General features: G+C 62.1%; 22 protein-coding genes. 15 read left to right on the top strand and 7 right to left on the bottom strand.

All coding sequences use genetic code 11. From position 1 onward, the window contains the following. The first annotated feature begins 130 nt into the window (after positions 1 to 130). On the top strand, positions 131 to 406 hold the full coding sequence (locus ACX3P1_RS03690) for a hypothetical protein (protein ID WP_459078184.1): 276 nt from the start codon (positions 131 to 133) through the stop codon (positions 404 to 406). Between the two features lie 67 nt (positions 407 to 473). Here the strand turns inward: ACX3P1_RS03690 and ACX3P1_RS03695 are convergent, their stop codons facing one another. Continuing rightward, positions 474 to 1,079, bottom strand: a complete 606-nt coding sequence (locus tag ACX3P1_RS03695; RefSeq protein WP_459078185.1) for a dihydrofolate reductase family protein — start codon at positions 1,077 to 1,079, stop codon at positions 474 to 476. Positions 1,080 to 1,166: 87 nt separating this feature from the next. Continuing rightward, positions 1,167 to 2,534 (bottom strand): Nramp family divalent metal transporter, encoded by a 1,368-nt coding sequence (locus tag ACX3P1_RS03700; protein ID WP_459078186.1) that lies wholly within the window; start codon positions 2,532 to 2,534, stop codon positions 1,167 to 1,169. A 279-nt stretch (positions 2,535 to 2,813) separates the two neighbouring features. Here ACX3P1_RS03700 and mntR point away from each other — a divergent pair, with 279 nt between their 5' ends. From mntR to ACX3P1_RS03725, 5 genes are all read left to right on the top strand, one after another. Beyond that, complete coding sequence (gene mntR, locus ACX3P1_RS03705) at positions 2,814 to 3,266, top strand: manganese-binding transcriptional regulator MntR (RefSeq protein WP_459078187.1); 453 nt, start codon at positions 2,814 to 2,816, stop codon at positions 3,264 to 3,266. Positions 3,267 to 3,354: 88 nt separating this feature from the next. After that, positions 3,355 to 3,543, top strand: coding sequence for a hypothetical protein (locus tag ACX3P1_RS03710; RefSeq protein WP_459078188.1), 189 nt, complete (start codon positions 3,355 to 3,357; stop codon positions 3,541 to 3,543). Between the two features lie 213 nt (positions 3,544 to 3,756). Next, positions 3,757 to 4,686 carry a KPN_02809 family neutral zinc metallopeptidase gene (ypfJ, locus tag ACX3P1_RS03715; protein ID WP_459078189.1) on the top strand — a complete coding sequence of 310 codons (930 nt, stop codon included), beginning with the start codon at positions 3,757 to 3,759 and terminating at the stop codon, positions 4,684 to 4,686. 242 nt (positions 4,687 to 4,928) lie between these two features. Next, positions 4,929 to 6,533, top strand: a complete 1,605-nt coding sequence (locus ACX3P1_RS03720) for a TadE/TadG family type IV pilus assembly protein (protein WP_459078190.1) — start codon at positions 4,929 to 4,931, stop codon at positions 6,531 to 6,533. Between the two features lie 295 nt (positions 6,534 to 6,828). Continuing rightward, positions 6,829 to 7,203: a hypothetical protein gene (locus ACX3P1_RS03725; protein ID WP_459078191.1), complete on the top strand. Its 375-nt coding sequence runs from the start codon at positions 6,829 to 6,831 to the stop codon at positions 7,201 to 7,203. 131 nt (positions 7,204 to 7,334) lie between these two features. On the opposite strand, the gene carA is transcribed toward ACX3P1_RS03725, so the two are convergent. Both carA and ACX3P1_RS03735 read right to left on the bottom strand, forming a co-directional pair. Next, positions 7,335 to 8,525: a glutamine-hydrolyzing carbamoyl-phosphate synthase small subunit gene (gene carA / locus ACX3P1_RS03730; RefSeq protein WP_459078192.1), complete on the bottom strand. Its 1,191-nt coding sequence runs from the start codon at positions 8,523 to 8,525 to the stop codon at positions 7,335 to 7,337. Between the two features lie 200 nt (positions 8,526 to 8,725). Continuing rightward, on the bottom strand, positions 8,726 to 9,169 hold the full coding sequence (locus ACX3P1_RS03735; RefSeq protein ID WP_459078193.1) for an SRPBCC family protein: 444 nt from the start codon (positions 9,167 to 9,169) through the stop codon (positions 8,726 to 8,728). Between the two features lie 263 nt (positions 9,170 to 9,432). On the opposite strand from ACX3P1_RS03735, the gene ACX3P1_RS03740 reads away from it, so the two are divergent. The 3 genes from ACX3P1_RS03740 to ACX3P1_RS03750 all read left to right on the top strand — a co-directional run bounded on the left by ACX3P1_RS03740 (position 9,433) and on the right by ACX3P1_RS03750 (position 10,821). Next, entirely contained in the window at positions 9,433 to 9,882 is a 450-nt protein-coding gene (locus ACX3P1_RS03740; RefSeq protein ID WP_459078194.1) for a GatB/YqeY domain-containing protein, read from the top strand. Positions 9,883 to 9,948: 66 nt separating this feature from the next. Further along, a complete protein-coding gene (locus tag ACX3P1_RS03745) occupies positions 9,949 to 10,302 on the top strand; it encodes a DUF1801 domain-containing protein (RefSeq protein ID WP_459078256.1) in 354 nt (117 codons plus the stop codon). Between the two features lie 51 nt (positions 10,303 to 10,353). After that, a complete protein-coding gene (locus tag ACX3P1_RS03750; protein ID WP_459078195.1) occupies positions 10,354 to 10,821 on the top strand; it encodes a pyridoxamine 5'-phosphate oxidase family protein in 468 nt (155 codons plus the stop codon). Positions 10,822 to 10,849: 28 nt separating this feature from the next. Here ACX3P1_RS03750 and ACX3P1_RS03755 read toward each other — a convergent pair whose 3' ends face one another. After that, the gene (locus ACX3P1_RS03755) at positions 10,850 to 11,317 is read right to left on the bottom strand and encodes a DUF1801 domain-containing protein (protein ID WP_459078196.1); all 468 of its coding nucleotides are present in this window, start codon (positions 11,315 to 11,317) and stop codon (positions 10,850 to 10,852) included. 278 nt (positions 11,318 to 11,595) lie between these two features. Here ACX3P1_RS03755 and ACX3P1_RS03760 point away from each other — a divergent pair, with 278 nt between their 5' ends. Then, positions 11,596 to 12,360 carry a sulfite exporter TauE/SafE family protein gene (locus ACX3P1_RS03760; protein ID WP_459078197.1) on the top strand — a complete coding sequence of 255 codons (765 nt, stop codon included), beginning with the start codon at positions 11,596 to 11,598 and terminating at the stop codon, positions 12,358 to 12,360. 54 nt (positions 12,361 to 12,414) lie between these two features. On the opposite strand, the gene ACX3P1_RS03765 is transcribed toward ACX3P1_RS03760, so the two are convergent. Both ACX3P1_RS03765 and ACX3P1_RS03770 read right to left on the bottom strand, forming a co-directional pair. Further along, complete coding sequence (locus tag ACX3P1_RS03765; RefSeq protein WP_459078198.1) at positions 12,415 to 12,843, bottom strand: bleomycin resistance protein; 429 nt, start codon at positions 12,841 to 12,843, stop codon at positions 12,415 to 12,417. A gap of 8 nt (positions 12,844 to 12,851) precedes the next feature. Continuing rightward, positions 12,852 to 14,516, bottom strand: a complete 1,665-nt coding sequence (locus tag ACX3P1_RS03770) for a Na/Pi cotransporter family protein (protein WP_459078199.1) — start codon at positions 14,514 to 14,516, stop codon at positions 12,852 to 12,854. 445 nt (positions 14,517 to 14,961) lie between these two features. On the opposite strand from ACX3P1_RS03770, the gene ACX3P1_RS03775 reads away from it, so the two are divergent. The 5 genes from ACX3P1_RS03775 (at position 14,962) to ACX3P1_RS03795 (ending at position 21,305) form a co-directional block, all read left to right on the top strand. Continuing rightward, a complete protein-coding gene (locus ACX3P1_RS03775) occupies positions 14,962 to 15,450 on the top strand; it encodes an RcnB family protein (protein ID WP_459078200.1) in 489 nt (162 codons plus the stop codon). A gap of 138 nt (positions 15,451 to 15,588) precedes the next feature. After that, positions 15,589 to 17,571, top strand: a complete 1,983-nt coding sequence (dnaG, locus tag ACX3P1_RS03780; RefSeq protein ID WP_459078201.1) for a DNA primase — start codon at positions 15,589 to 15,591, stop codon at positions 17,569 to 17,571. A gap of 316 nt (positions 17,572 to 17,887) precedes the next feature. After that, the gene (gene rpoD / locus ACX3P1_RS03785) at positions 17,888 to 19,909 is read left to right on the top strand and encodes an RNA polymerase sigma factor RpoD (protein ID WP_459078202.1); all 2,022 of its coding nucleotides are present in this window, start codon (positions 17,888 to 17,890) and stop codon (positions 19,907 to 19,909) included. Positions 19,910 to 20,134: 225 nt separating this feature from the next. Continuing rightward, on the top strand, positions 20,135 to 20,428 hold the full coding sequence (locus ACX3P1_RS03790; protein ID WP_459078203.1) for a GYD domain-containing protein: 294 nt from the start codon (positions 20,135 to 20,137) through the stop codon (positions 20,426 to 20,428). 202 nt (positions 20,429 to 20,630) lie between these two features. Then, positions 20,631 to 21,305 (top strand): PadR family transcriptional regulator, encoded by a 675-nt coding sequence (locus ACX3P1_RS03795; protein ID WP_459078204.1) that lies wholly within the window; start codon positions 20,631 to 20,633, stop codon positions 21,303 to 21,305. The last annotated feature ends 95 nt before the right edge of the window (positions 21,306 to 21,400 follow it).

Consider the following 21,400-nt stretch of genomic DNA (forward strand, 5'->3'; position numbering starts at 1 on the left):
GTTCACCACTTTCGAATTTATACATATTGCACAGATGTGTGTAATATGAGAAGGTTCTTTATCGCGGGCGGCATGATCCGTTGTTTGAAACGTGACCGGACTTGCGATCAACCCTGTAGAGGACATTCCCATGAAAATACTTGCAGCGACAACAATGGCGGCAACATTGCTGTGCTTTGCCAGTGTTCCGGCCGCCTGGGCCAATAGCGACGATGCGGCCTGGATCAGTCGCTGCGTTTCAGACAATAGCGACCAGAACCAGTCCGACGCGACCATCGCCACCTATTGTGCCTGCATGAACAACAAGATGTCTTCGAACGAGACGCGTTCGATCACCACTTGGGAAAAGAGCCATCCCAAGGCGCAGGAAGCCTGTTCCAAGGAGGCCCATTGGGTCGGAAACTAGGCCAAGCGGGGGCGGGTCGAGACCGGGTCGGTACCATTTCCAAATCGTGCGGCCCGATCGATTGGTCCTAGACGAACGAGCCGGTCTTGACTTCGCCCCCTCGCTCATAGGTCGCCATGATGACCCCGGTGTCAGAGGTCTGCGAACGTGTCTGCCGGAAGGAAGCCGGCATCGCCCCGTCGTCGAACAGGCGTTTGCCCTTGCCCAGCAGTACGGGAAAGATCAGCAAGGAAAACTGGTCGATCAGGTCTGCGGCAAACAGGGCGCGCGCAAGCTGGCCCGATCCCTGGATCAAAAGGTCAGGTCCATCCTGTTTTTTAAGGTCGCGCAGCGCCGGGACAATATCGGGGCCTAGCGGCACGCTGTTTTGCCATGCAAGCGTTTCGGGTGAGGAGGTCGCCACATATTTGGTCGCGGCGTTGAACGGATCGGCGATCGGGTGATCCTTGATGTCGGGCCAGTGGCCGGCAAAAATGTCATAGGTCTTGCGACCGAGCAGCAGGTCGTAGGGGTCGGAAAGAACCTCCATGATGAAGGCGCCGGTGGTATCGTCCGCGTAGGGCACGACCCAGCCGCCGAAGCTGAAGCCGCGGGACGGATCTTCCACCGGCCCGCCGGGCGCCTGCATGACGCCGTCGAGGCTGACGAATGTGGAAGCTTTGATCTTGCGCATGGTCTGTCCTCCGTGTGGGGTTATGCCCCAAGGACGCGCCAGACTACGCGCAGCCGACATTCCGTTCAGAATAACGCGAGCAAGCGATCAGCCGAAGCCGACGACCGTGTCGTAGAGCAGCTTGAAATTGAGGGCGAGGATGATGGCGGTGACGAGCCATGCCAGCCACGTCACGCCGCGCGGAATGGCGAAGTTGCCCATCTTTTCCTTGTCGGAAACGAACATCACCAGCGGGACGACCGCGAAGGGAAGCTGCATCGAAAGGATGACCTGGCTGAAAATCAGCAGTTCGGCGGTTCCCTTTTCGCCATAGAGCGCGGTGACGACGACGACGGGGATGATGGCCAGGCCGCGCGTCAGGAGGCGGCGCGCCCAGCGCGGAATGCGCAGCCGCAGAAAACCTTCCATGACGATCTGGCCGGCAAGCGTTGCCGTCACCGTCGAATTCAGGCCCGAGGCGAGCAGGGCGATGGCGAACAGGATGGAGGCGATGCCGAGGCCGAGCAGCGGCGACAGCAACTGGAACGCCTGGCCGATCTCGGCGACGTCCTCGTGGCCGGTGCCGTGGAAGGCGACGGCCGAGACGATCAGGATCGAGGCGTTGACGAACAGCGCCAGCATCAGGGCGATGGTGGAGTCCAATGTTGCCCATTTGATGGCGTCGCGCTTGCCGTGGTCGGTGCGCTCATAGGCGCGGGTCTGCACGATCGAGGAATGCAGATAGAGATTATGCGGCATCACGGTGGCGCCGATGATGCCGATGGCGATGTAGAGCATGGCCGGGTTGGTGGCGATCTCGGTCGAAGGCACGAACATCGAATGCAGGATCGAGCCGACCGGGGGCGCGGCAACGAAGATCTGCACCGCGAAACAGCCGAAGATGATGACGAGCAGCGCCACGACGAAGGCCTCGAGGTAGCGGAAGCCCTTGTTCATCAAGAGCAGAACCAGGAAGGCGTCGAGCGCGGTGAGCAGGGCGCCGCCGATGAGCGGGATGCCGAACAGGAGTTGCAAGGCGATGGCCGTGCCGATGACTTCCGCCAGGTCGCAGGCGATGATGGCGAGTTCGCAGGCGACCCACAGCACATAGGCGACGGGCTTGGGATAGTAGGCGCGGCAGGCCTGGGCGAGATCGCGGCCGGTGGCGATGCCGAGCCGGGCTGCCAGCGCCTGCAGGAGGATCGCCATCAGGTTCGACAGCATGACGACGAACAGGAGCGTGTAGCCGAACTGCGCGCCGCCGGCGAGGTCGGTCGCCCAGTTGCCGGGGTCCATGTAGCCGACCGAAACCATGTAACCGGGACCCATGAAGGCGAACAGGCGGCGCATCCAACTGCCCGTGCCGGGTACGGCCACGGTGGCGTTGACTTCGGACAGGCTCGGCATCTCGCCTTCCTGGCGGCGGAAGAAATGCCAGTCGGAGCGCTGTTGTGCGGTGAGTTCGGCGTCGGACATGGGATTCCTGCAGGAATGGCTGTTGTGTTCTCGCCTATTTATGCAAAGGCTCAACATTATGCAATAGGCTATATTTCATTGTGCGTGCTTTGAGACGGCGGGTTGGGCGGGTGCGGCGTGGGGCCGGTGGGGCACGCAAAACGGGGATGGCCAATAAACAGTCTCGAAAAATCGAAGCCCGTGCTATAAATGTTATGCGCCGTTGCAATCCAGCAGCGCATAGGATTGCTGCACCCATTCCGGCACGCCGATCATTCGAACCCTGACCGGAGAGGCACAATGGCACAGAAGAGCCGACCGATTTTCCGTGGCGAACCGCTGCCGGATGCCGAGGTTCATTCCGAAGGGTTCCGCCAGACCCGCGAGGCGCAGCGCAGCGCGCTGGTCGAGGATTATGTCGAACTGATCGCCGACCTGATCGAGGACGGCAACGAGGCGCGCCAGGTGGATATCGCGGCGCGTCTTGGCGTCGCGCAGCCGACGGTGGCAAAGATGCTGACGCGGCTTTGCGCCGAAGGGCTGGTTTCGCGAAAGCCGTATCGCGGCGTCTTCCTGACCGAAGCCGGGCGCAAGATGGCCGAGGAAAGCCGCATCCGCCACCAGACCGTCGAGGCGTTCCTGCGTTCCATCGGGGTCAGCGCGGAGACGGCGCGCATCGACGCCGAGGGAATCGAGCATCACGTCAGCGCCGAGACGCTAGCAGCGTTTCGAAAGGCCATGGCGGCAAACTGAGTGGATGCGGGCCTTCCATGGAACGGACGACGATGCGCGGCGTTGATGGTCCACGTCCGCGGCTGGCGCGGGCAGGTGGAGAACCGACATGGGCGTCCAACAGGCACCGACCGCAAAAGGCAAGGCGTCATCCAAGGGATTGATGGATGCGGCAGCCAAGAACGAACGCAAGACCGAGGCGGCAACCGGCAAGCCGCTGAAAAAGGGCGAAAAGCGCTTCGAGGAGCGTTCCAAGAGTTCTGACGGCAAGAGCGCCGGCACCAAGCAAAAAGATTGATCCCGTTTTTCCGCACGGAAAGCCGGGCTTTGCCAATCCGGGCGGCTGTCACGGCGATGGCTGCTGCCCGTTTTCGGTTCCGGATAACGACGCTTGGTCATGTTCAGGACGAAAAATGCTGTGACTCGGTCACGGCCTTCAGATAATCGTTGGTGAGTTGGACTGCCGCACCATGCGGGACGGTCGGCTGCGAAGCGCATAAGAGGAATTGCCATGCTCTGGAAGGGTCGTCGTCAGAGTGACAATATCGAGGACCAGCGCGGCCAGAGCGGCGGCGGGCTGCCGGGCGGCTTCGGACGCGGCGGACGCGGCCAGTTCCGCATTCCCATCGGCGGGCTCATGGGCGGCGGCGGCCTCAAGGGTATCGTCATCCTGGTCGTGCTGTATTTTATCTTGAAGGCGATCGGCATCGATCCGTCGATGCTGCTCGGCGGCGGCACGCCTGGCGACAATGGCGGCCAGACTACGCAGCAGAGCGTGGACGATACGGGCGCACCGGCAAACAATGACGAGATGAAGCAGTTCGTGGCGACCGTGCTGGCCGAGACCGAAGACGTATGGACCGGCATTTTCAAGGCCAACGGCCTGACCTATGAAGACCCCAAGCTGGTGATGTTTTCGGGGCAGATCAAGTCGGCCTGCGGCTTCGCCTCGTCGGCCTCGGGACCATTCTACTGCCCCGGCGATCACAAGGTCTATCTCGACACCGCCTTCTTCCAGCAACTGGCGCAGCAGTTCGGCGCGTCCGGCGATTTCGCGCAAGCCTATGTCGTCGCGCATGAAGTCGGCCACCATGTCCAGAACCTCACCGGCATCCTGCCCAAGTTCAACCAGATGCGGCAGGGTATGAGCGAGGCCGAAGCCAACCACATGTCGATGCAGGTGGAATTGCAGGCCGACTGCTTTGCCGGCGTGTGGGGTCACTTCACCGCGCAGAAGGGGATTCTAGAGCAGGGCGATATCGAGGAAGCGCTGAACGCCGCGCAGCAGATCGGCGACGACACGCTGCAGAAGAAGACGCAAGGCTATGTCGTGCCGGAAAGCTTCAACCACGGCACCTCGGCGCAACGCCAGAAATGGTTTTCCGCCGGCTTCAAGAGCGGCAAGCTGTCTGACTGTGACACGTTCAACAACCCGATCTGATGCATGTCGCCCGAAAGTGGGAACCGGTTTCGGGACAACGACATGCATCAAACCAAGGGCGTGAAGCGCACCGCATGAATTCAGGTGCGACGCGCTGTAGAGCATCGGGCCGGCGAGGTTAACCCCGGCGGCGCGGCAGTCGGATCGTTAACGGGATCGATAAAATCCCGTAACGTCGTTGAGCGATGTTGAAATAAATAACTGCTAGCCTCGCTGGATAAATTGCTGCGGGGGTAGCTATTATGCCTATTTCGACCGACTTTCTGCGGGATCAGCGTGGAAATTTCGCGCTCATTACCGCCTTTCTCGCCGTCCCATTGCTGATGAGCGTCGGCATGTCAGTGGATTATTCGACCATCTTGCGCACGCGTTCCAATTTGCAGAACACGCTGGATGCCGCGGTGCTGGCGGTAGCGCGTGAGGGCAAGGACGTCAGCGATGCCCGTGCCCGCGAGATCGCCGAGCTTTTCGTGGCGCAAAATTTTGCGGGCGAAGTCAGCGATCTTAAAGTAACGCATGTCGGAACCTCGTTCAGCGTGGACGGCCGGACCAAGGCCGACATCGCCTTCGGCCATTTGTTCGGATACGACGGCTGGACGGTCGCTGCGGCTTCTTCGGCCGATATTGCCTATTCCACCTACGAGGTCGGGCTGGTTCTCGACACCACCGGATCGATGGCCGGCGGCAAGCTGACTGCGATGAAGGATGCGGTGACCGGGTTGATCGACGATATGTCCAGCCAGGTGCAGGACAAGGACAAGCTCAAATTCGCGCTCGTCCCGTTTTCGTCCTTCGTCAATGTCGGGCCTGGGTTAGGCCCTTCCTTCGACACGGACGGCAAGCAGGTCCAGGGCACCGGCGCGGCGTGGCTTGACCTCAAGGGCGCCAACCCCATCAGCCAATCCGAACTTTCGGTGGGCGCCAGCCGCTTCCAGCTTTACAAGAATCTCGCCCGGAAATGGTCCGGCTGCGTCGAAACGCGCGAAGCGGGCGGCCGGGACTATGGCGTTTCAGACGCCGAAGCCGATCCGAGCAGGCCGGAAAGCCTGTTCGTGCCGGCTTTCGCCATCGATGAGCCCGACAGTTGGGGCTACCTCAACAGCTACATCAGTTCTCCGGCCAAGGTTCGCGACAATTCGGTGGCGCAAAAGCGCGCGCGATGGGCAAAATACGGTGTGACTTCCAACGCCACGACCGGGGCGCCGCGGCTGGATGGGTGGCTTCCGGCACTGGGCGGCGGGCACCCGACGCCGATCCAGATCAACACGCGCCATATGTCGGGCTACGGCGAAACCGGCCCCGGTTTCGGCTGCGTGAGCCAGCCCATCGTGGCGCTGTCCAACGATTATGCGACGCTGAAGTCGCGGGTGAATTCATTTACGGCGGAAGGCAACACCAACATCATGGAAGGTGTGGCCTGGGGCATGCGGGTGCTTTCGCCGGGCGAGCCGTTCGCGCAGGGCATCGACCCGAAAAAGGGCCACGTTGAAAAAATCCTGGTCGTTTTGACCGACGGCAGCAACACCTTCACCACGTCCAGCACCGATCTGAACTCGACCTATTCCAGCTTCGGCTATCTTGCCGATGGGCGGATCGACGCCGGGGGCAGCTACTCGATCAACAAGAGCATGAACGACAAGACGCAGGCCGCCTGCACGAATGCCAAGGCGCAGGGGATGGAAGTCTATACGATCCGGCTGGAGGAACCGGACGTTGCCACCGGCACCATGCTGCTGGAATGCGCCAGCAAGCCGGAAAATTACTTCGACGTGCCGTCGCGCTCGCAACTCGACGCGGCGTTCGAGAAGATCAAGGATCGCATCGCGACGGTGCGCATTTCATCGTGACGCTGCACTCCGATCGCTGCCCCTCCGATCGCTGCCTCTCCGATCGCTGAATGTCGATTGGTCCTACAGCGCATCGCACCTGAATGGATTCATGCGGCGCGCTTCAAGCCCTTGTCTTGATGCATGTCGTCGCCCCGAAACGGGTTCCCGCTTTCGGGGCGACCTACATTAGCTTCCGTCGAGCGGTCCACATTGTGGACATCGATTGATCACCAAATAACCCGACCAAGGACGGCTTCAGGTCTCATTGCCCCTGTGGGGTGCGGGGCGCGGGACCAACTTGAAAGGGATACCCATGCGCAAAGCTTTTCTTCTTGCAGCGAGCATCACTCTCATCGGCGCTTTCGCGGCGAATGCACAGGATTCATCGACCTCGCAATCACCGTCTCAACCCCCGGCGCAGCCACCGGCCTCCTCTGAGGCCGCGCCCCAAATTCAGCGCGTCAACGTGATCGATGTCAGTGAATTGCCTCAAGATACCCAGAAGCAGGTCGAGCAAATCGTGGCGCAGTCCACCGACGAGAGCCTGAAGCAGATGCAGAGCAGCATCGAGGCCACACCTCAGGCGAAGGCCGCGCTGGAAGCCAAGGGGGCGACATCGGCTCAGGTCGTGGCCACCAATTTGGGCACGGACGGAACGCTGACGCTGATTACCAAGAAAACCAGCTGACGGGCGCTGCCCCGAAAGGGCAGATCGCCTTCGGGACAACAGCTCCTTTGAGAACAGACGCGCGCCACGGGGTTTTGCCATGGCGCGCTTCGGCACGGCGCTCATCGACAGGTGCCGTGCCGCAGGTCGCGCTAGATCGCCGGCTCTTTTGCCGTCTCGCGGATGAGATCGACGAAGCGGCGGAAGAGATAGTGCGAATCCTGCGGGCCGGGTGAAGCTTCCGGGTGGTGCTGAACGGAGAACACCGGGCGTCCGGTCAAAGTCAGGCCGCAATTGGAGCCGTCGAACAGCGAGACGTGCGTTTCCTCGACACCTTCCGGCAGGCTGTTGCCATCGACGGCGAAGCCGTGGTTCATCGAGACGATCTCGACCTTGCCGGTGGTGTGGTCCTTGACCGGGTGGTTGGCGCCGTGGTGGCCCTGATGCATCTTTTCCGTCTTGCCGCCGAGCGCGATAGCCAGCATCTGGTGGCCGAGGCAGATGCCGAACACGGGGATGTCGGTTTTCAGCAGATCCTGGATGACGGGAACCGCATATTCGCCGGTGGCGGCCGGATCACCCGGTCCGTTGGACAGGAAGATGCCGTCGGGCTTCATGGCGAGGATTTCGTCCGCGCCGGTCTTGGCCGGCACCACCGTCACCTTGGCGCCGAGGCCGGCTAGCAGGCGAAGGATGTTGCGCTTGATGCCGTAGTCGATGGCAACGACATGCATGGTCGGCGCATTCTGCTCGCCAAAACCCTCGTTCCAGACCCAGGGGGTTTCACGCCACACGGACGACTGGCCGGAAGTGACCTCCTTGGCGAGATCAAGCCCGACAAGGCCCGACCACGCGGCAGCGCGGCGTTTCAAATCGTCCACGTCGAACCGGCCCTCGGGGTTGTGCGCGATAACGGCGTTGGGCATGCCTTTTTCGCGGATCAGCGCCGTCAGCGCGCGCGTGTCGATGCCGCAAAGGGCGACGATGCCGCGCTTCTTCAGCCAATGGTCGAGATGGTCGCTGGCGCGGTAGTTCGACGGATCGGTGACGTCGGCCTTGAACACCGCGCCGACCGCGCCGGCGCGCGCGACCGGGTTCAGGTCTTCGATGTCCTCGTCATTGGTGCCGATATTGCCGATATGCGGGAAGGTGAAGGTGACGATCTGGCCGGCATAGGAGGGATCGGTGAGGATTTCCTCATAGCCGGTCATCGCCGTGTTGAAGCACACTTCCGCGACCGCCGTGCCTACAGCCCCAAGCCCGCGTCCCTCGATCACCGTGCCGTCAGCAAGGACGAGCAGGGCGGTCGGGATTTCGGTGCTCCAGGGGGCGGTCGTGGCCATGCGGCTCTCCATCAACGGGCTGTGTTCGCTTTGTAACCAATCTGGTTGCAGTTCGCGCAGCAAAAGGCGCAGAGCGGCAGCGCCCCGCGTCATCGATGTAACCAGTGTGGTTGCAAGGTCTTCCCATAGGGGAAGGCGGGCGCAGGGTCAATCGTCGTGAAAGCGCGCCCGCCGCCGGGGCCGGTTCGTTGATCCCGGGCCTATTGCTGGATGTCGGGCTCGACAACCTTGGCCAGGTTGCGCAGCGATTCCTGCCAGCCGAGATAGCAGGCTTCGGGCGGAATGAGGTCTGGAATGCCGGCCTGCTCGATGTTCAACTCGGTGCCGACCGAGACCTTCTTGAAGGTCACCGTCACCTGCATCTCGCCGGGCAGGTTGGGGTCGTCGAACTTGTCGGTGTAGCGCAGGCGTTCGCCCGGTACGAGTTCAACATATTCGCCGCCGAACGAGTGGCTTTGGCCGGTCGTGAAGTTGCGGAAGGACATCTTGTGCGTGCCGCCGACTTTGGCCTCCAAATGATGGACGGTGCACAGGAAGCCGTTCGGCGGAAGCCATTTCGCCAGCGCATCGGCCTCAATGAAGGCGCGGTAGAGTTTTTCCGGCGTGGTCGTCAGGACGCGGTGAAGGCGGACGGTGCTGGGCATGTCGTTCATCCTTATGGCTGGCAGTTGCGTGGGCTTTGATCGTTGCTTACTTGATGGACGGTTGCGGTTTCGCGGGCGAGGCCTCGCAAACCCCGATCCATGCCGCAAGGACGCATGAAGGTCGTCCGACCCGACAATGGAGCGCGATTTTCTGCATAAAGCGACAATCCGGCCCAAGGTTCCAGTCCCGCCGCTTGAGATTTTGGCTGGAATGCCGTTTATCCGAACCGCAAGCACGCATCATAAGTCAAAGGAAACCGGCCATGCGCGAAAAGATCGCCGAAGAAGTCAAGACCGCGATGAAGGCGAGGGCCGCCGAGCGCCTGCCGACGCTGCGGCTGATCCAGTCCGCGATCAAGGATCGCGACATCGCCAATCGGGGCGTCGGCAAGGACCCGGCCAGCGACGACGACATCCTGCAGATCCTGGCCAAGATGGTGAAGCAGCGCGAGGAATCGGCCAAGGCGTTCGAGGATGGCGGGCGGCCCGAGCTTGCCGCCAAGGAGCGCGCGGAAATCGAAATCCTGCGCGATTTCCAGCCGACGCAGATGGACGATGCCGGCGTAGAGGCAGCCGCGCGCGAGGCAATCGCGACGACGGGTGCGGCATCGCCAAAGGACATGGGCAAGGTCATGGCCGCGCTCAAGGAAAAATACACCGGACAGATGGATTTTTCCAAGGCGAGCGCGCTCGTGAAGGGATTGCTGGGATAGGGGAACCGGACAGGAACGGCGGGACGACACGAAAGGTGAAACGACCATGGACGATCTCCTTCCCGACTGATCGACGCGCGGATCGAGCAGCTGGGCGACTGGCGGGGCAAGATGCTGGCCCATGTCCGCGCGCTCATCCAGAAGGCGGGCCCCGAAATTGTCGAGGAATGGAAGTGGCGGGGCGTTCCGGTGTGGTCCCACGGCGGGATCGTCTGCACCGGCGAAACCTACAAGAGCGTGGTGAAACTGACCTTCGCCAAAGGCGCTTCGCTGGATGATCCCTCGGGGTTGTTCAACGCCAGCCTCGACGGCAAGGTGCGGCGCGCCATCGATCTGCATGAGGGCGACGAAGTGGACGAGGGTGCTTTCAGGGCGCTGATCCAGGCTGCCGTGGCGCTGAACCGGCCAGCGGCGAAATGATCGCTTCCCCTTTCAGAGTTTGATGTCGGGCCGATAGATATGACCTTGGTCATGCCGCGAGAATTCGACCCGCAAGATGTGCTTGGCCGCCCGCTGATGGCCAATCTCGCGACCGTTTCCGCAGACGGCGCGCCGCGAAACGCGCCCGTGTGGTTCATCTGGGAGGACGAGGCGCTCTGGATGCTCGGCTCGGCGGACGGGAGCACCGTGCAACGGATCGAAAGGGAGCCGCGCTGCGCGGTGGAAATCGTCCACTTCGACAATGAGGCCGGTATCCTGCTGCATCTTGGCATGCGCGGTGTGGCCACCATCGAGCCTATGGCGCCGGATCGCTTCAGGCGGTTGCTTCACAAATATCTCGGCCCCGAAGCGGACTGGAACAGGTGGTTCATCGATCATGTGGCCGAGATCGACCATCCCAAAGGCCGCATGATCCGGCTTGCCCCGGACACCATGTTCACCAACAATGTGTCGTTCTTCCGCACCGGTCCCGACCTTGCCTGGCCGCCGATGCCGTAGGCCAGCCTGTCCGGCCCCATCGGCTGATCTACATGCGTTCGCCGGGCAGGCGGCTTGCCTGTTTTACCCAGGCGGAAAACTGCGCCTCGTCGATCTTGTCGCCTTCGTGGATATGGAAATAGCGCACCTTCGCCTGCTTGGAGGAAACCGGCGGCGGCGGGTCGAGTTCGGCTCCCCGAAAGAAGGCCACCTTGATGTACTTGTCGAAGCAGTGGAAGCTCAGGAACCAGCCATCGCCGTCGTTGCCGTACATGGGCGAGTTCCATTTGACCGCCTTAGACACGGTGGGCACGGCATTGGCGACCAGCGTGTCCACCTGCCGGCCGACCGCGCTTTTCCAGCCGGGCATCGCGGCGATGTAGGCCTGGACCGGGCCGTCGCCGTAGCCTTTTGCGATCTGCGGGTTGCCGCCGGACAGAAGAACCGGCTCCGTGGCCCCTGCGGTCCTTTCGCCTTTTGGAATGCTATCGTGCGGCGCGGGCTTCCTGTCGGGCATCGTGCTTTTTCCTCCCTGATTCATCCATTTGCGGATCGAGCACTAACAATGTGTCGTTCTTTCGTACCGGTCCGACCTCGCCTCACCGCCGGCGCGGTAGCCGCAAGGGGACGCCGCCCGACTGGCCGCACCCCCATTATCCCAGAGCGCAGAAATCGGAGGCCAGGCTGTCGCGTTGACCCGGATTTTCGCGTAAGCGGGCCTCGCGGCAATGCGGTGCGCCGCTCAGCGTAATCCTGTTTATTCTATCGATTTTTTACCGGGGCAGACCCAGATTCATGTTTGACGGTTTCTTGACGGGCGTTTCGTCCGCCCATTTAATTTTTGTGCTTGCCTCCGCCCTGGCGGCCGGTTTGGCGCGGGGCTTTTCGGGCTTCGGCGCGGCATTGGTTTTCGTTCCGCTGGCGAGCGCCGCGATCGGCCCCCAGGTCGCCGTGCCGCTGCTGGTGGTCGTCGACGGCATCATGACGCTCGGGCTGATCCCGGCCTCGTTCCGATTGGCGGATCGACGCAATGTCGTCATCATGACGCTCGGCGCTGTTATCGGTGTGCCGGTCGGCATCTTTCTTCTTACCAGCCTTAACCCGCTGACCATCCGTTGGGCGATTGTCATCCTTGTCGCCCTGCTGCTGGCGCTTCTGGTATCCGGCTGGCGTCATCACGGCCGGCCGAAGGCTCCGTTGACGGTTCTGGTCGGAGCGGTTTCAGGGCTGTTTTCGGGCGTGGCGCAGGTCGGCGGCCCGCCGGTGGTGGCCTATTGGCTGGGGGGTGCGACGCCCGCCACCGTCGCGCGCGCGAACATGATCCTGTATTTCGCCCTCTCGACGGTACTGACGGCAACCGGCTATTTCTGGAGCGATCTGATCACGGCCCAGGTGTTGTCGCTGGCGGTCGTTGCCGCGCCGCTCTACGGCGTTGGCGTGTGGTTTGGAAGCAAGATGTTCGGCATTGCCGATGAGCAGGTCTTCCGGCGCATCTGCTACCTGATGATCGCCTTTTCGGCTGTTTTCAGCATGCCGATCCTGGACGGAATTCTGCACTGAAATGAAAACAGGCGCCCCCGCGCAACTCTTCAGGTCGCGGATGGTGTCGCTGGGTTAGCCCACCGGCCGCTCGCCGACATCGCTGAAAAACCGCAACAGGTATCCGTCTGGATCGGCGACTACGAATTGACGGTTGCCCGTCTCTATATTTCCCTGTCGATACCAGCGCTCTTCCAAGGGGATATGAACAACCAGATCAGATTTCTGTACGTTCGAATACAGGTTGCTTACGTCCGATACCTCGATCTGGAGGTTCATGCCCCGGCCAAACGGGAACTCCATTGGCACGGAATGAAAGCGCCTTCCGGGTCCCGACAGTTCTTCGAGCATGATATGGGCAGCCTCTCGAATGAGATAGGCAAACCGTTCCTCGGGCCGAAGGTGGAGCACCCGAAAGCCGAGCACCTTGGTATAGGCTTCGACGGAACGGTCGAGGTCGCTGACGCCAAGTTCGGGGGTGATTGCCGGGGCAGAGGCTCCCATGTCTCGTTTCAGCTTGCCTTCAGGCGCGAGCCGCGCAGCAGGCCCTGTTCCTCCAGCACGGGGTAGGCCATCGAGGCGAGCAGCGAGTTGATCTGCTTGAGGTCGCGGATGGTGTCGAGGTGGATCGAGCTTGTCTCGATCGACTTCGCCGTGCCGTCGCGCAGGCGCAGGAAATGGCTCTGGCTGGTTTCCTTCTCGGTGTCGCGCAGGCGATCCTTTTCCAGCACGAGTTGCCGAGCGGTTTCCGGATCGCGTGACACCAGGACGTTGAAGGCCATGCGTGCATTGGCCAGCACCGAGGCATGGAAGCTGGACAACTCGCGCCAGCCTTCGGGCGTGAATTCGAGGCCTTTGTCCAGCTTTTTCTGCACATGCACCAGCATGTTGCGCACGATGATGTCGCCGACCTGCTCGAGCTTGACGCAGGCGCCGATAAGCTCCTGGCAACGCAGCGCCTCGTCCTCGGTCATGACGTTGCGGGTAACCTTGGCGAGGTAGATCTTGATGGCGGCGTGCTTCTTGTCGACGCGGTCGTCGAGGGAGGCCAGCGCCTTGATCTTGTCGTCGTCGGCGCTTTCGTAAAGCTCGATGATGCGTTTCAGCATGATCTCGACCGTCTCGCACACCCGCACCACTTCGCGCGTGGCGTTGGCCAGCGCCTGGCTTGGCGTGTCGAGGGCGGCGTCGTTCAGCGCGGAAAGCTCGGTCGCGGCGAAGGCGTCGACCGGTTCGGGCTTCGCGCCCAGCTTCACGATCCACTCCGAAGCGCGATAAACCACGCCTGCCAGCGGCAGGCCGGCCATCAGGATGATGACGTTGAAGAGAATGTGGGCGTTGACGATCTGGTCGGGCTCGGTCGCGCCAAGGAAGCCGACCGGCGGCTTGAAGGTCATGAACAGGATCAGGATGATGACCGAGCCGACGCCGCGCATCAGGAGGTTGCCGACCGGCACGACGCGCACGCTGGCGTCGGCGCTGCGGGTCAGCATGGGCGCGATGATCGAGGAGCCGAGATTGACGCCCAGTACCAGCACGATACCCAGTTCCGGCGGAATGAAGCCACGCCCGGCAAGGGCGGCCATCAACAGGATCGCTGCGATGCTCGACTGGAACAGCCAGGTGACGCCGGCGGCAAGCAGGAAGGCGGTGATCGGATCGCTTGAGAAATAGGTGATGATGACCGGCAGCATCTCGCTGTCGCGCAACGGCTCGGAGGCCTGGCCGATCATCTGCAGCGACAGCACCAGGAGGCCGATGCCGACCAGGATGCGGCCGATCTGACGCCAGTCGCGCCGCTCGGTGGCCATGAACATGACCGTGCCGGTGACGAGGCAGACGGGGACCAGCAGCGTCAGGTCGAAGGTGAGCAGCTTGGTGACCAGCGCCGAGCCGATTTCGGCGCCGCGCACGGCCAGCTGGCCGGCCGCCCCCGAAACGATGCCGGAGCCGGCGAAGGAGCCGACGAGAAGCGTGACGGCGGTGGAGCTTTGCAGCGCGATCGCCAGCCCCGTGCCGGCCAGCACCGCCATGAACGGGTTGCGCATGGTGTCGCGCAGGCGGTGGCGCAGGACGTCGCCATAAGCGCGCTCGACGCCGGTTTTCACCATGCGGGTGGCAAACAGCATCAGCGCTACCGCGCCGGCGAGATGGACGAGGACGACCGACCCGCTCATGCCGCCACCCCGACACATAAGGCGGCAGCGCGACACGGGCGTGGCGCGTGCGCGGCCTGATGCTGAGCGTTGTGGAAATTGCCGAACACGTTCATTCCTCGAATCGAAACCATATTAGCCGGATAATTTTTCCTCGTGCAGAAAAATGCAGGTCTGCCGGTGCAGATACAGATTTTCCATGGATCGTGCAAGTGTAGCGGGTTTCTCATAAGTCTAGGTAATGATTGCATAAATTCCAACCGTCCATTCCACGTCCGTTGTGTCGGCGGCGACGCCGGACGCGGGTGGCCGCAACAGGAAAAGCGATCAAAAAGCATCGTATCCCGCCGGGCCTGGCGGGCCTAAACCACTGGAAATCAGGCCAGGTGGTAAGGGCGGCAGCCGGTGGCATGGAGTAAACTCTATATTAGCTGCCATAACTATTTGAAACCATTACAAAAACGTAATGTTGCCGTTCAGCTTCGGTTCATCGTTCGGGCGCTACTTCATGGGCCATCAACAACGAAGGAGTTCCGCAATGAAACGTCTTGTTATGGCTGTAGTCGCCGCTTCTTTCCTCGCCGCTCCCATGGTCCAGGCTCAGGCCGCGCCGGTGATGGTGCCGGCAGTCTCGGCAAATACCGGTGTTGTCCAGATCGACTGGAAGAAACCTTCGCGCCAGGACGAGCGACGTTCCGACAATCGCCGCGATGACAACCGCCGGCATGTCGACAAGCGCAAGGTCGTCAAGAAGAAGGTCGTCGTGGAGCGTCGTTCAAATTGGAAGCGCGGCCAGCGTTATTCCGACTGGCGCCGCCATCAGCCGGTCCGCGACTATAGCCGTCGCGGCCTGAAGCGTCCGGGCCACGGCCAGGAGTGGATCCGGGTCGGCAACGACTATCTGCTGGTCGGCATCGCATCCGGCCTGATCGGCGCGATGATCGCCGGCCGCTAGGCCTGGTGCACTTTTAGATGGGAAGGCGGCTCGCAAGGGCCGCCTTTTTGGATTCGACCCTGTGGATACCGGGTATGGGCCGGATCGGGAGTCGTCTTGTTCGGCGAGGACGACTATATGGGAGGAAAAGAGTGTCCCATGCGCTTTCCGCCTGCCTTCCTTGATGAGATACGCGACCGTGTACCGATTTCCTCGGTCATTGGCGCACGCGTTTCGTGGGACCGGAAAAAGACCAACGCCCCGCGCGGCGATTATTGGGCGTGCTGTCCGTTCCACGGCGAAAAATCGCCGTCCTTTCACTGTGAGGACAAGAAGGGCCGCTATCACTGTTTCGGCTGCGGGGTTTCTGGCGATCATTTCAAATTCCTGACCGAACTCGACGGCTTGAATTTCCCCGAGGCCGTCGAGCGGATCGCCGAAATGGCCGGTGTCGCGCTGCCGGCGCGCGACGAGCAGGACGAAGTGCGCGAAAAGCAGCGCGCCAGCCTGACCGATGTGATGGAAATGGCGACGAGCTTCTTCGAGGAGCGGCTGCACTCGGCGGACGGCGCGAAAGCGCGCGCCTATTTGCGCGAGCGCGGGCTTTCGCCAGCGACGCAGGCCGCGTTCCGGCTCGGCTATTCGCCGGACAGCCGCAATGCGCTGAAGGAGTTTTTGGCCGGCAAGGGCGTCGGCAAGGACGACATCGAGGCCTGCGGGCTGGTGGTGTTCGGCGACGACATTCCGGTTTCCTACGATCGTTTTCGCGACCGGGTGATGTTCCCGATCCCGGATTCGCGCGGAAAGATCATCGCTTTTGGGGGCAGGGCGCTGTCGCCGGAGGTTTCGGCGAAATATCTGAACTCGCCGGAGACGGAACTCTTCCACAAGGGCAATGTGCTCTATAATTTCGTGCGCGCCCGCAAGGCGCTGGCCAAGGGCGGTGCGGTCATCGCCGTCGAAGGCTACATGGACGTCATCGCGCTGGCGCAGGCCGGTTTCGACAATGCGGTGGCGCCGCTCGGCACCGCACTGACCGAAAACCAGCTTGAACTCCTGTGGCGCATGTCGGGCGAGCCGGTGCTGTGCTTCGATGGCGACCAGGCCGGCTTGAAGGCGGCATGGCGCGCCGCCGACATGGTGCTGCCGGCGATCCAGCCCGGACGCACGGTGCGCTTCGCGCTGCTGCCGGAGGGCAAGGACCCGGACGATCTGGTCAAGGCCGACGGCCCGGACGCCTTTCGCGCGGTGCTTGCCGAGGCGCGACCCATGGCCGAACTGTTGTGGATGCGCGAAACGGCGGGCGGCGTCTTCGATACGCCGGAGCGCCGGGCGGAACTGGAAAAGCGGCTGCGCGAACTGACCGCCCGCATCCGCGACGAGAGCGTGCGCTTCCACTTTAATCAAGACATGCGCGAGCGTGTCCAAAGCTTCTTCGGCACGCAGCGCGGCAATCGCCAGCAGCGGTCCGGCGAATTCTTTGGCAACAGGGGCGGCGGCAAGGGCGGGCCAGCTCAAGGTGGCCAATTTGGGGGTGGCCAGTTCGCGGGTGGCCAATTCGCGCGCGGCGGGCAGGCCGGTGGCCGCGCCGCCATCACCGAAAGCCTTGGCCGGTCGGCGATGGTCAAGCGCTCGGGCGAACTGATGTCGGTGCGCGAGGCGACGATCATCGTGGCCCTGGTCAACCATCCGGCGCTGATCGACGAGAATTTCGCCCATGTCGAATTTCTGGACCTCGCCAATGCCGATCTTCGGCGGCTGCATGCCACGCTGCTGGATGCCATGGCGCACGATATGGCCAATGACCGCGACGCGGTGATCGCCACGATCGAGCGGGCCGGCTGCCGCGCCATATGGGAGCGTGCCGTCGGGCTGATCAAAAGGACGCGGCAATGGCCGGCGCTGGAAGCCGCAAGCCTCGACGACGCGCGCGACGCCTTCAGCCAGGCGCTCCACTTGCACCGCAGCGCGCGCACCTTACATAAGGAGCTGAAACAGGCCGAGAGCGCGCTCGCCACCGACCCCACCGACGAAAATTACCGGCATCTCATTGAGATACAGGCGCAATTTCGTGATGTGCAGGCAACCGAGGCCCTGATCGAGGGTTTCGGCGTTACGTCGGGGCGTACCGGGCGGGTTTGACGCGGGAAAGGACAAAGTCGGCAATTGATTCGCTTTTTTAACGCGAATCATGCGACAGGCGCTTGACCTTCCGAAGGAATGACGGAATCAGAACGATTCGAAATGTTCGTCTGGCCAAGCGTCAACGAAATACGCAGATGCAGGTACCGATCACTGGACGGATAACAAACCCGCCACAGATATCAGGGTTGATCTGGGCTTAACGAGATATGCCGTAGCAAGGCTAGTGAGCGCGACCGCTCGGCGGGCGCTCGGTGCAGACTTGGTTCGATAGGTTTCCTGGCTTGCCAGGACAGCCGTTTGGAGAAGAAAAAGAATGGCGACGAAGGAAAAGGAAGAGGTCGAGACCGAACGCGAGGGCACGACCGACGGCCCCCTGCTCGACCTATCCGACGATGCTGTCAAGAAGATGATCAAGGTCGCGAAGAAACGCGGCTATGTGACCATGGACGAGCTGAACGCGGTGCTGCCTTCGGAGGAAGTTACTTCCGAGCAGATCGAGGACACGATGGCGATGCTGTCCGACATGGGCATCAACGTGGTCGAGGACGACGAGCAGAACGAGGAAGCCGAGGCCAGCGAGACGAACGCCGACGCCGAGGAAGACGCCAACGAACTGGCCGAGCGGACCGGCACGGCCGTCGTTGCGGCCCCCGTCAAGAAAGAGCCGACCGACCGCACCGACGATCCGGTGCGCATGTATCTGCGCGAGATGGGTTCGGTCGAGCTGTTGTCGCGCGAGGGCGAAATCGCCATCGCCAAGCGCATCGAGGCCGGCCGCGAGACGATGATCGCAGGGCTTTGCGAAAGCCCGCTGACCTTCCAGGCCATCATCATCTGGCGCGACGAACTCAACGAATCGAAAATCCTGCTGCGCGAGATCATCGATCTCGAAGCGACCTATGCCGGACCGGAAGCCAAGCAGGCGCCGGTGGTCGAGCGGGTCGAAGAGCCCAAGGTTGACGACAAGTCGCGCCGTTCGCGCGCTGACGAGGAAGACGTCACCAACGTCACCGTCGATACGCGCGGCATCGGCGACGACGACGAAGAAGACGAGGACGAGGCCAGCCTGTCGCTGGCGGCGATGGAAGCCGAACTGCGTCCGCAGGTGATGGAGTTGCTCGACGTCATCGCCGACACCTACAAGAAGCTGCGCAAGCTGCAGGACCAGCAGGTCGAGAACCGTCTGGCGGCGGCGGGCACCCTTTCGCCGAGCCAGGACCGGCGGCTGAAGGAACTGAAAGACCAGTTGATCACGGCGGTGAAGTCGCTGTCGCTCAACAATGCGCGTATCGAAGCGCTGGTCGAGCAGCTTTACGACATCAACAAGCGGCTGGTGCAGAACGAAGGCAAGCTGTTGCGGCTGGCCGAAAGCTACGGCGTGCGCCGCGACGAATTCCTCAAGGAGTATGCCGGTTCCGAGCTTGATCCCAACTGGACGCGCTCGATCGGCAATCTGACCTCGCGCGGCTGGAAGGAATTCACCAAGAACGAGCGCGAGGCGATCAAGGAATTGCGCGCCGAAATCCAGAATCTCGCCACCGAGACGGCGATTTCGATCCTCGAATTCCGCAAGATCGTCAATCAGGTCCAAAAGGGCGAGCGCGAAGCGGCCATCGCCAAGAAGGAAATGGTCGAGGCCAATCTGCGCCTCGTCATTTCCATCGCCAAGAAATACACCAATCGCGGCCTGCAGTTCCTCGACCTGATCCAGGAAGGCAATATCGGCCTGATGAAGGCGGTGGACAAGTTCGAGTACCGGCGCGGCTACAAGTTCTCCACCTATGCTACGTGGTGGATCAGGCAGGCGATCACCCGTTCGATCGCCGACCAGGCGCGTACCATCCGCATTCCGGTGCACATGATCGAGACGATCAACAAGATCGTCCGGACTTCGCGCCAGATGCTGCACGAGATCGGCCGCGAGCCGACGCCGGAGGAACTGGCGGAAAAACTAGCCATGCCGCTCGAAAAAGTGCGCAAGGTTCTCAAGATCGCCAAGGAGCCGATTTCGCTCGAAACGCCGGTCGGCGACGAGGAGGATTCGCATCTCGGCGACTTCATCGAGGACAAGATGGCGATCCTGCCGATCGACGCGGCGATCCAGGCCAATCTGCGCGAGACCACCACGCGCGTTCTGGCTTCGCTCACCCCGCGCGAGGAGCGCGTGCTGCGCATGCGTTTCGGCATCGGCATGAACACCGACCATACGCTCGAAGAAGTCGGCCAGCAGTTTTCGGTGACGCGCGAGCGTATCCGCCAGATCGAGGCCAAGGCGCTGCGCAAGCTCAAGCATCCGAGCCGCTCGCGCAAGCTGCGGTCGTTCCTCGACAGCTGATCGACCGTTCAATCGAAAAAATCCCGGCTCAGACCGGGCTTTTTTTGTTTCCTGAGCCGCCGTGCGGCGAGGGCGGAAGATTCACCAAATGGAGGATGGCGCGGCACCCGGCAGCTCTGGCGCCGAGGCTTGCCCAGGTTCATAATCTCACGGGTGGAGGGCTGTTTTTCCGGCGCTGGATGCGTGCGGTCGGCATCGCATGGCGGCATCGGAGGGAGGTGAACCGTGACCACCTACATCATGCTTCTGAACTGGACCGATCAAGGTGTGAAGGCAGTGCGTGACTCACCCAAGCGGCTGGACGCGGCCAGGAAACAATTGGCCGATATGGGCGGCTCGTTCAGGGAATTCTATCTCACCATGGGCGAATACGACATGGTGGCGGTCTGCGAGGCGCCTGACGATGCTGTGGCTGCGCGCTTTGCGCTGCAACTCGGCACTGCGGGAAACATACGCTCGCGAACGCTCAAGGCATTTCCCGAAAATGCCTATCGCGAGGTGATCGCCTCGCTCGGCTGATCGTACAAACCCAGGCGGTGCGTTGGCAAAATGATTTTAGCGCGCCGCCGCAATCTGGATGGCGCATCTCCGGTGGCACCGGCGGGCATTCCGTTTGTCTGCGATTGGTCGGCCATGCGATGCATCGTAAGATATATCTTGACTCGGTAGCGGCGTGCGCCTACTTAAGATATATCGTAAGACATTACTCGAGGAGTTATCAATGCACGGACACAATCATTGCGAAGGACGCGGCGAGCGCTCCTTCCTTCATATGGCCGGCCGGTTCGGCGGGCGTGGCGGCGGTGGTGGTTTCGGCGGCTTTGGCGGCGGACGCGGCGGCAGGGGCGGGCCGGGCGACATGTTCCGCGCCGGCAAGATGCTGGCCGACGGCGACCTCAAGCTGATCACGTTGGCGCTGCTCGCGGAAACGCCGCGCCATGGCTACGACATCATCAAGGCGCTGGAGGAGAAATCCAGCGGCTTTTACGTCCCAAGCCCCGGCGTGGTCTATCCGACGCTGACCTTTCTCGAAGAGGCCGGTTACGCTGCCTCGGCTCCCGAGGGTGCGAAGAAGGTCTTCTCCATCACCGAAGATGGGCAAAAACACCTTGCCGAGAACCGCGACCTAGTGGAGCGCGTGCTGGAGCAGATCGAGCGGTTCGGCCGCAAGATGGCCAAGGCGCGCGAATGGTTCGGCTGGAACGACGACGGCGAGGAGCGCGGCCCGCGTGGCGGCGACCGTTCCGGCAACCGCGACGAGTTCCGCGCCGTGCGCCACCGGCTTCGCGCCGCCCTTGGCGAAATCGCCGATGCCCCGCCTGAAAAGCAGGCCGAGGCAATCGCCATCCTGAAAAAGGCGGTCGAGGCGATCGAAGCACTGTCGCCGCGGGATTGATGCGGGCACCGGGCGGGCAAAGATTGCCCGCCCGGTGGTTTTGATCGGGCGCGCATGCGAGGCGCCCCGCTAAACACCCCATGTCAAAACGGAGG

It is taken from the genome of Mesorhizobium sp. A623 (genome assembly GCF_054489405.1).

What these genes read in the sequence shown, in the direction of transcription:
- ACX3P1_RS03755 (WP_459078196.1), bottom strand. Translation starts at nt 11,317, where the DNA reads ATGCCCGACAGGAAGCCCGCGCCGCACGATAGCATTCCAAAAGGCGAA.
- ACX3P1_RS03795 (WP_459078204.1), top strand. Translation starts at nt 20,631, where the DNA reads ATGCACGGACACAATCATTGCGAAGGACGCGGCGAGCGCTCCTTCCTT.
- mntR (WP_459078187.1), top strand. Translation starts at nt 2,814, where the DNA reads ATGGCACAGAAGAGCCGACCGATTTTCCGTGGCGAACCGCTGCCGGAT.
- ACX3P1_RS03735 (WP_459078193.1), bottom strand. Translation starts at nt 9,169, where the DNA reads ATGCCCAGCACCGTCCGCCTTCACCGCGTCCTGACGACCACGCCGGAA.
- ACX3P1_RS03725 (WP_459078191.1), top strand. Translation starts at nt 6,829, where the DNA reads ATGCGCAAAGCTTTTCTTCTTGCAGCGAGCATCACTCTCATCGGCGCT.
- ACX3P1_RS03770 (WP_459078199.1), bottom strand. Translation starts at nt 14,516, where the DNA reads ATGAGCGGGTCGGTCGTCCTCGTCCATCTCGCCGGCGCGGTAGCGCTG.
- ACX3P1_RS03750 (WP_459078195.1), top strand. Translation starts at nt 10,354, where the DNA reads ATGCCGCGAGAATTCGACCCGCAAGATGTGCTTGGCCGCCCGCTGATG.
- dnaG (WP_459078201.1), top strand. Translation starts at nt 15,589, where the DNA reads ATGCGCTTTCCGCCTGCCTTCCTTGATGAGATACGCGACCGTGTACCG.
- ACX3P1_RS03720 (WP_459078190.1), top strand. Translation starts at nt 4,929, where the DNA reads ATGCCTATTTCGACCGACTTTCTGCGGGATCAGCGTGGAAATTTCGCG.
- ACX3P1_RS03700 (WP_459078186.1), bottom strand. Translation starts at nt 2,534, where the DNA reads ATGTCCGACGCCGAACTCACCGCACAACAGCGCTCCGACTGGCATTTC.
- ACX3P1_RS03740 (WP_459078194.1), top strand. Translation starts at nt 9,433, where the DNA reads ATGCGCGAAAAGATCGCCGAAGAAGTCAAGACCGCGATGAAGGCGAGG.
- ACX3P1_RS03775 (WP_459078200.1), top strand. Translation starts at nt 14,962, where the DNA reads ATGTTGCCGTTCAGCTTCGGTTCATCGTTCGGGCGCTACTTCATGGGC.
- ACX3P1_RS03710 (WP_459078188.1), top strand. Translation starts at nt 3,355, where the DNA reads ATGGGCGTCCAACAGGCACCGACCGCAAAAGGCAAGGCGTCATCCAAG.
- ypfJ (WP_459078189.1), top strand. Translation starts at nt 3,757, where the DNA reads ATGCTCTGGAAGGGTCGTCGTCAGAGTGACAATATCGAGGACCAGCGC.
- carA (WP_459078192.1), bottom strand. Translation starts at nt 8,525, where the DNA reads ATGGCCACGACCGCCCCCTGGAGCACCGAAATCCCGACCGCCCTGCTC.
- ACX3P1_RS03760 (WP_459078197.1), top strand. Translation starts at nt 11,596, where the DNA reads ATGTTTGACGGTTTCTTGACGGGCGTTTCGTCCGCCCATTTAATTTTT.
- ACX3P1_RS03765 (WP_459078198.1), bottom strand. Translation starts at nt 12,843, where the DNA reads ATGGGAGCCTCTGCCCCGGCAATCACCCCCGAACTTGGCGTCAGCGAC.
- rpoD (WP_459078202.1), top strand. Translation starts at nt 17,888, where the DNA reads ATGGCGACGAAGGAAAAGGAAGAGGTCGAGACCGAACGCGAGGGCACG.
- ACX3P1_RS03690 (WP_459078184.1), top strand. Translation starts at nt 131, where the DNA reads ATGAAAATACTTGCAGCGACAACAATGGCGGCAACATTGCTGTGCTTT.
- ACX3P1_RS03695 (WP_459078185.1), bottom strand. Translation starts at nt 1,079, where the DNA reads ATGCGCAAGATCAAAGCTTCCACATTCGTCAGCCTCGACGGCGTCATG.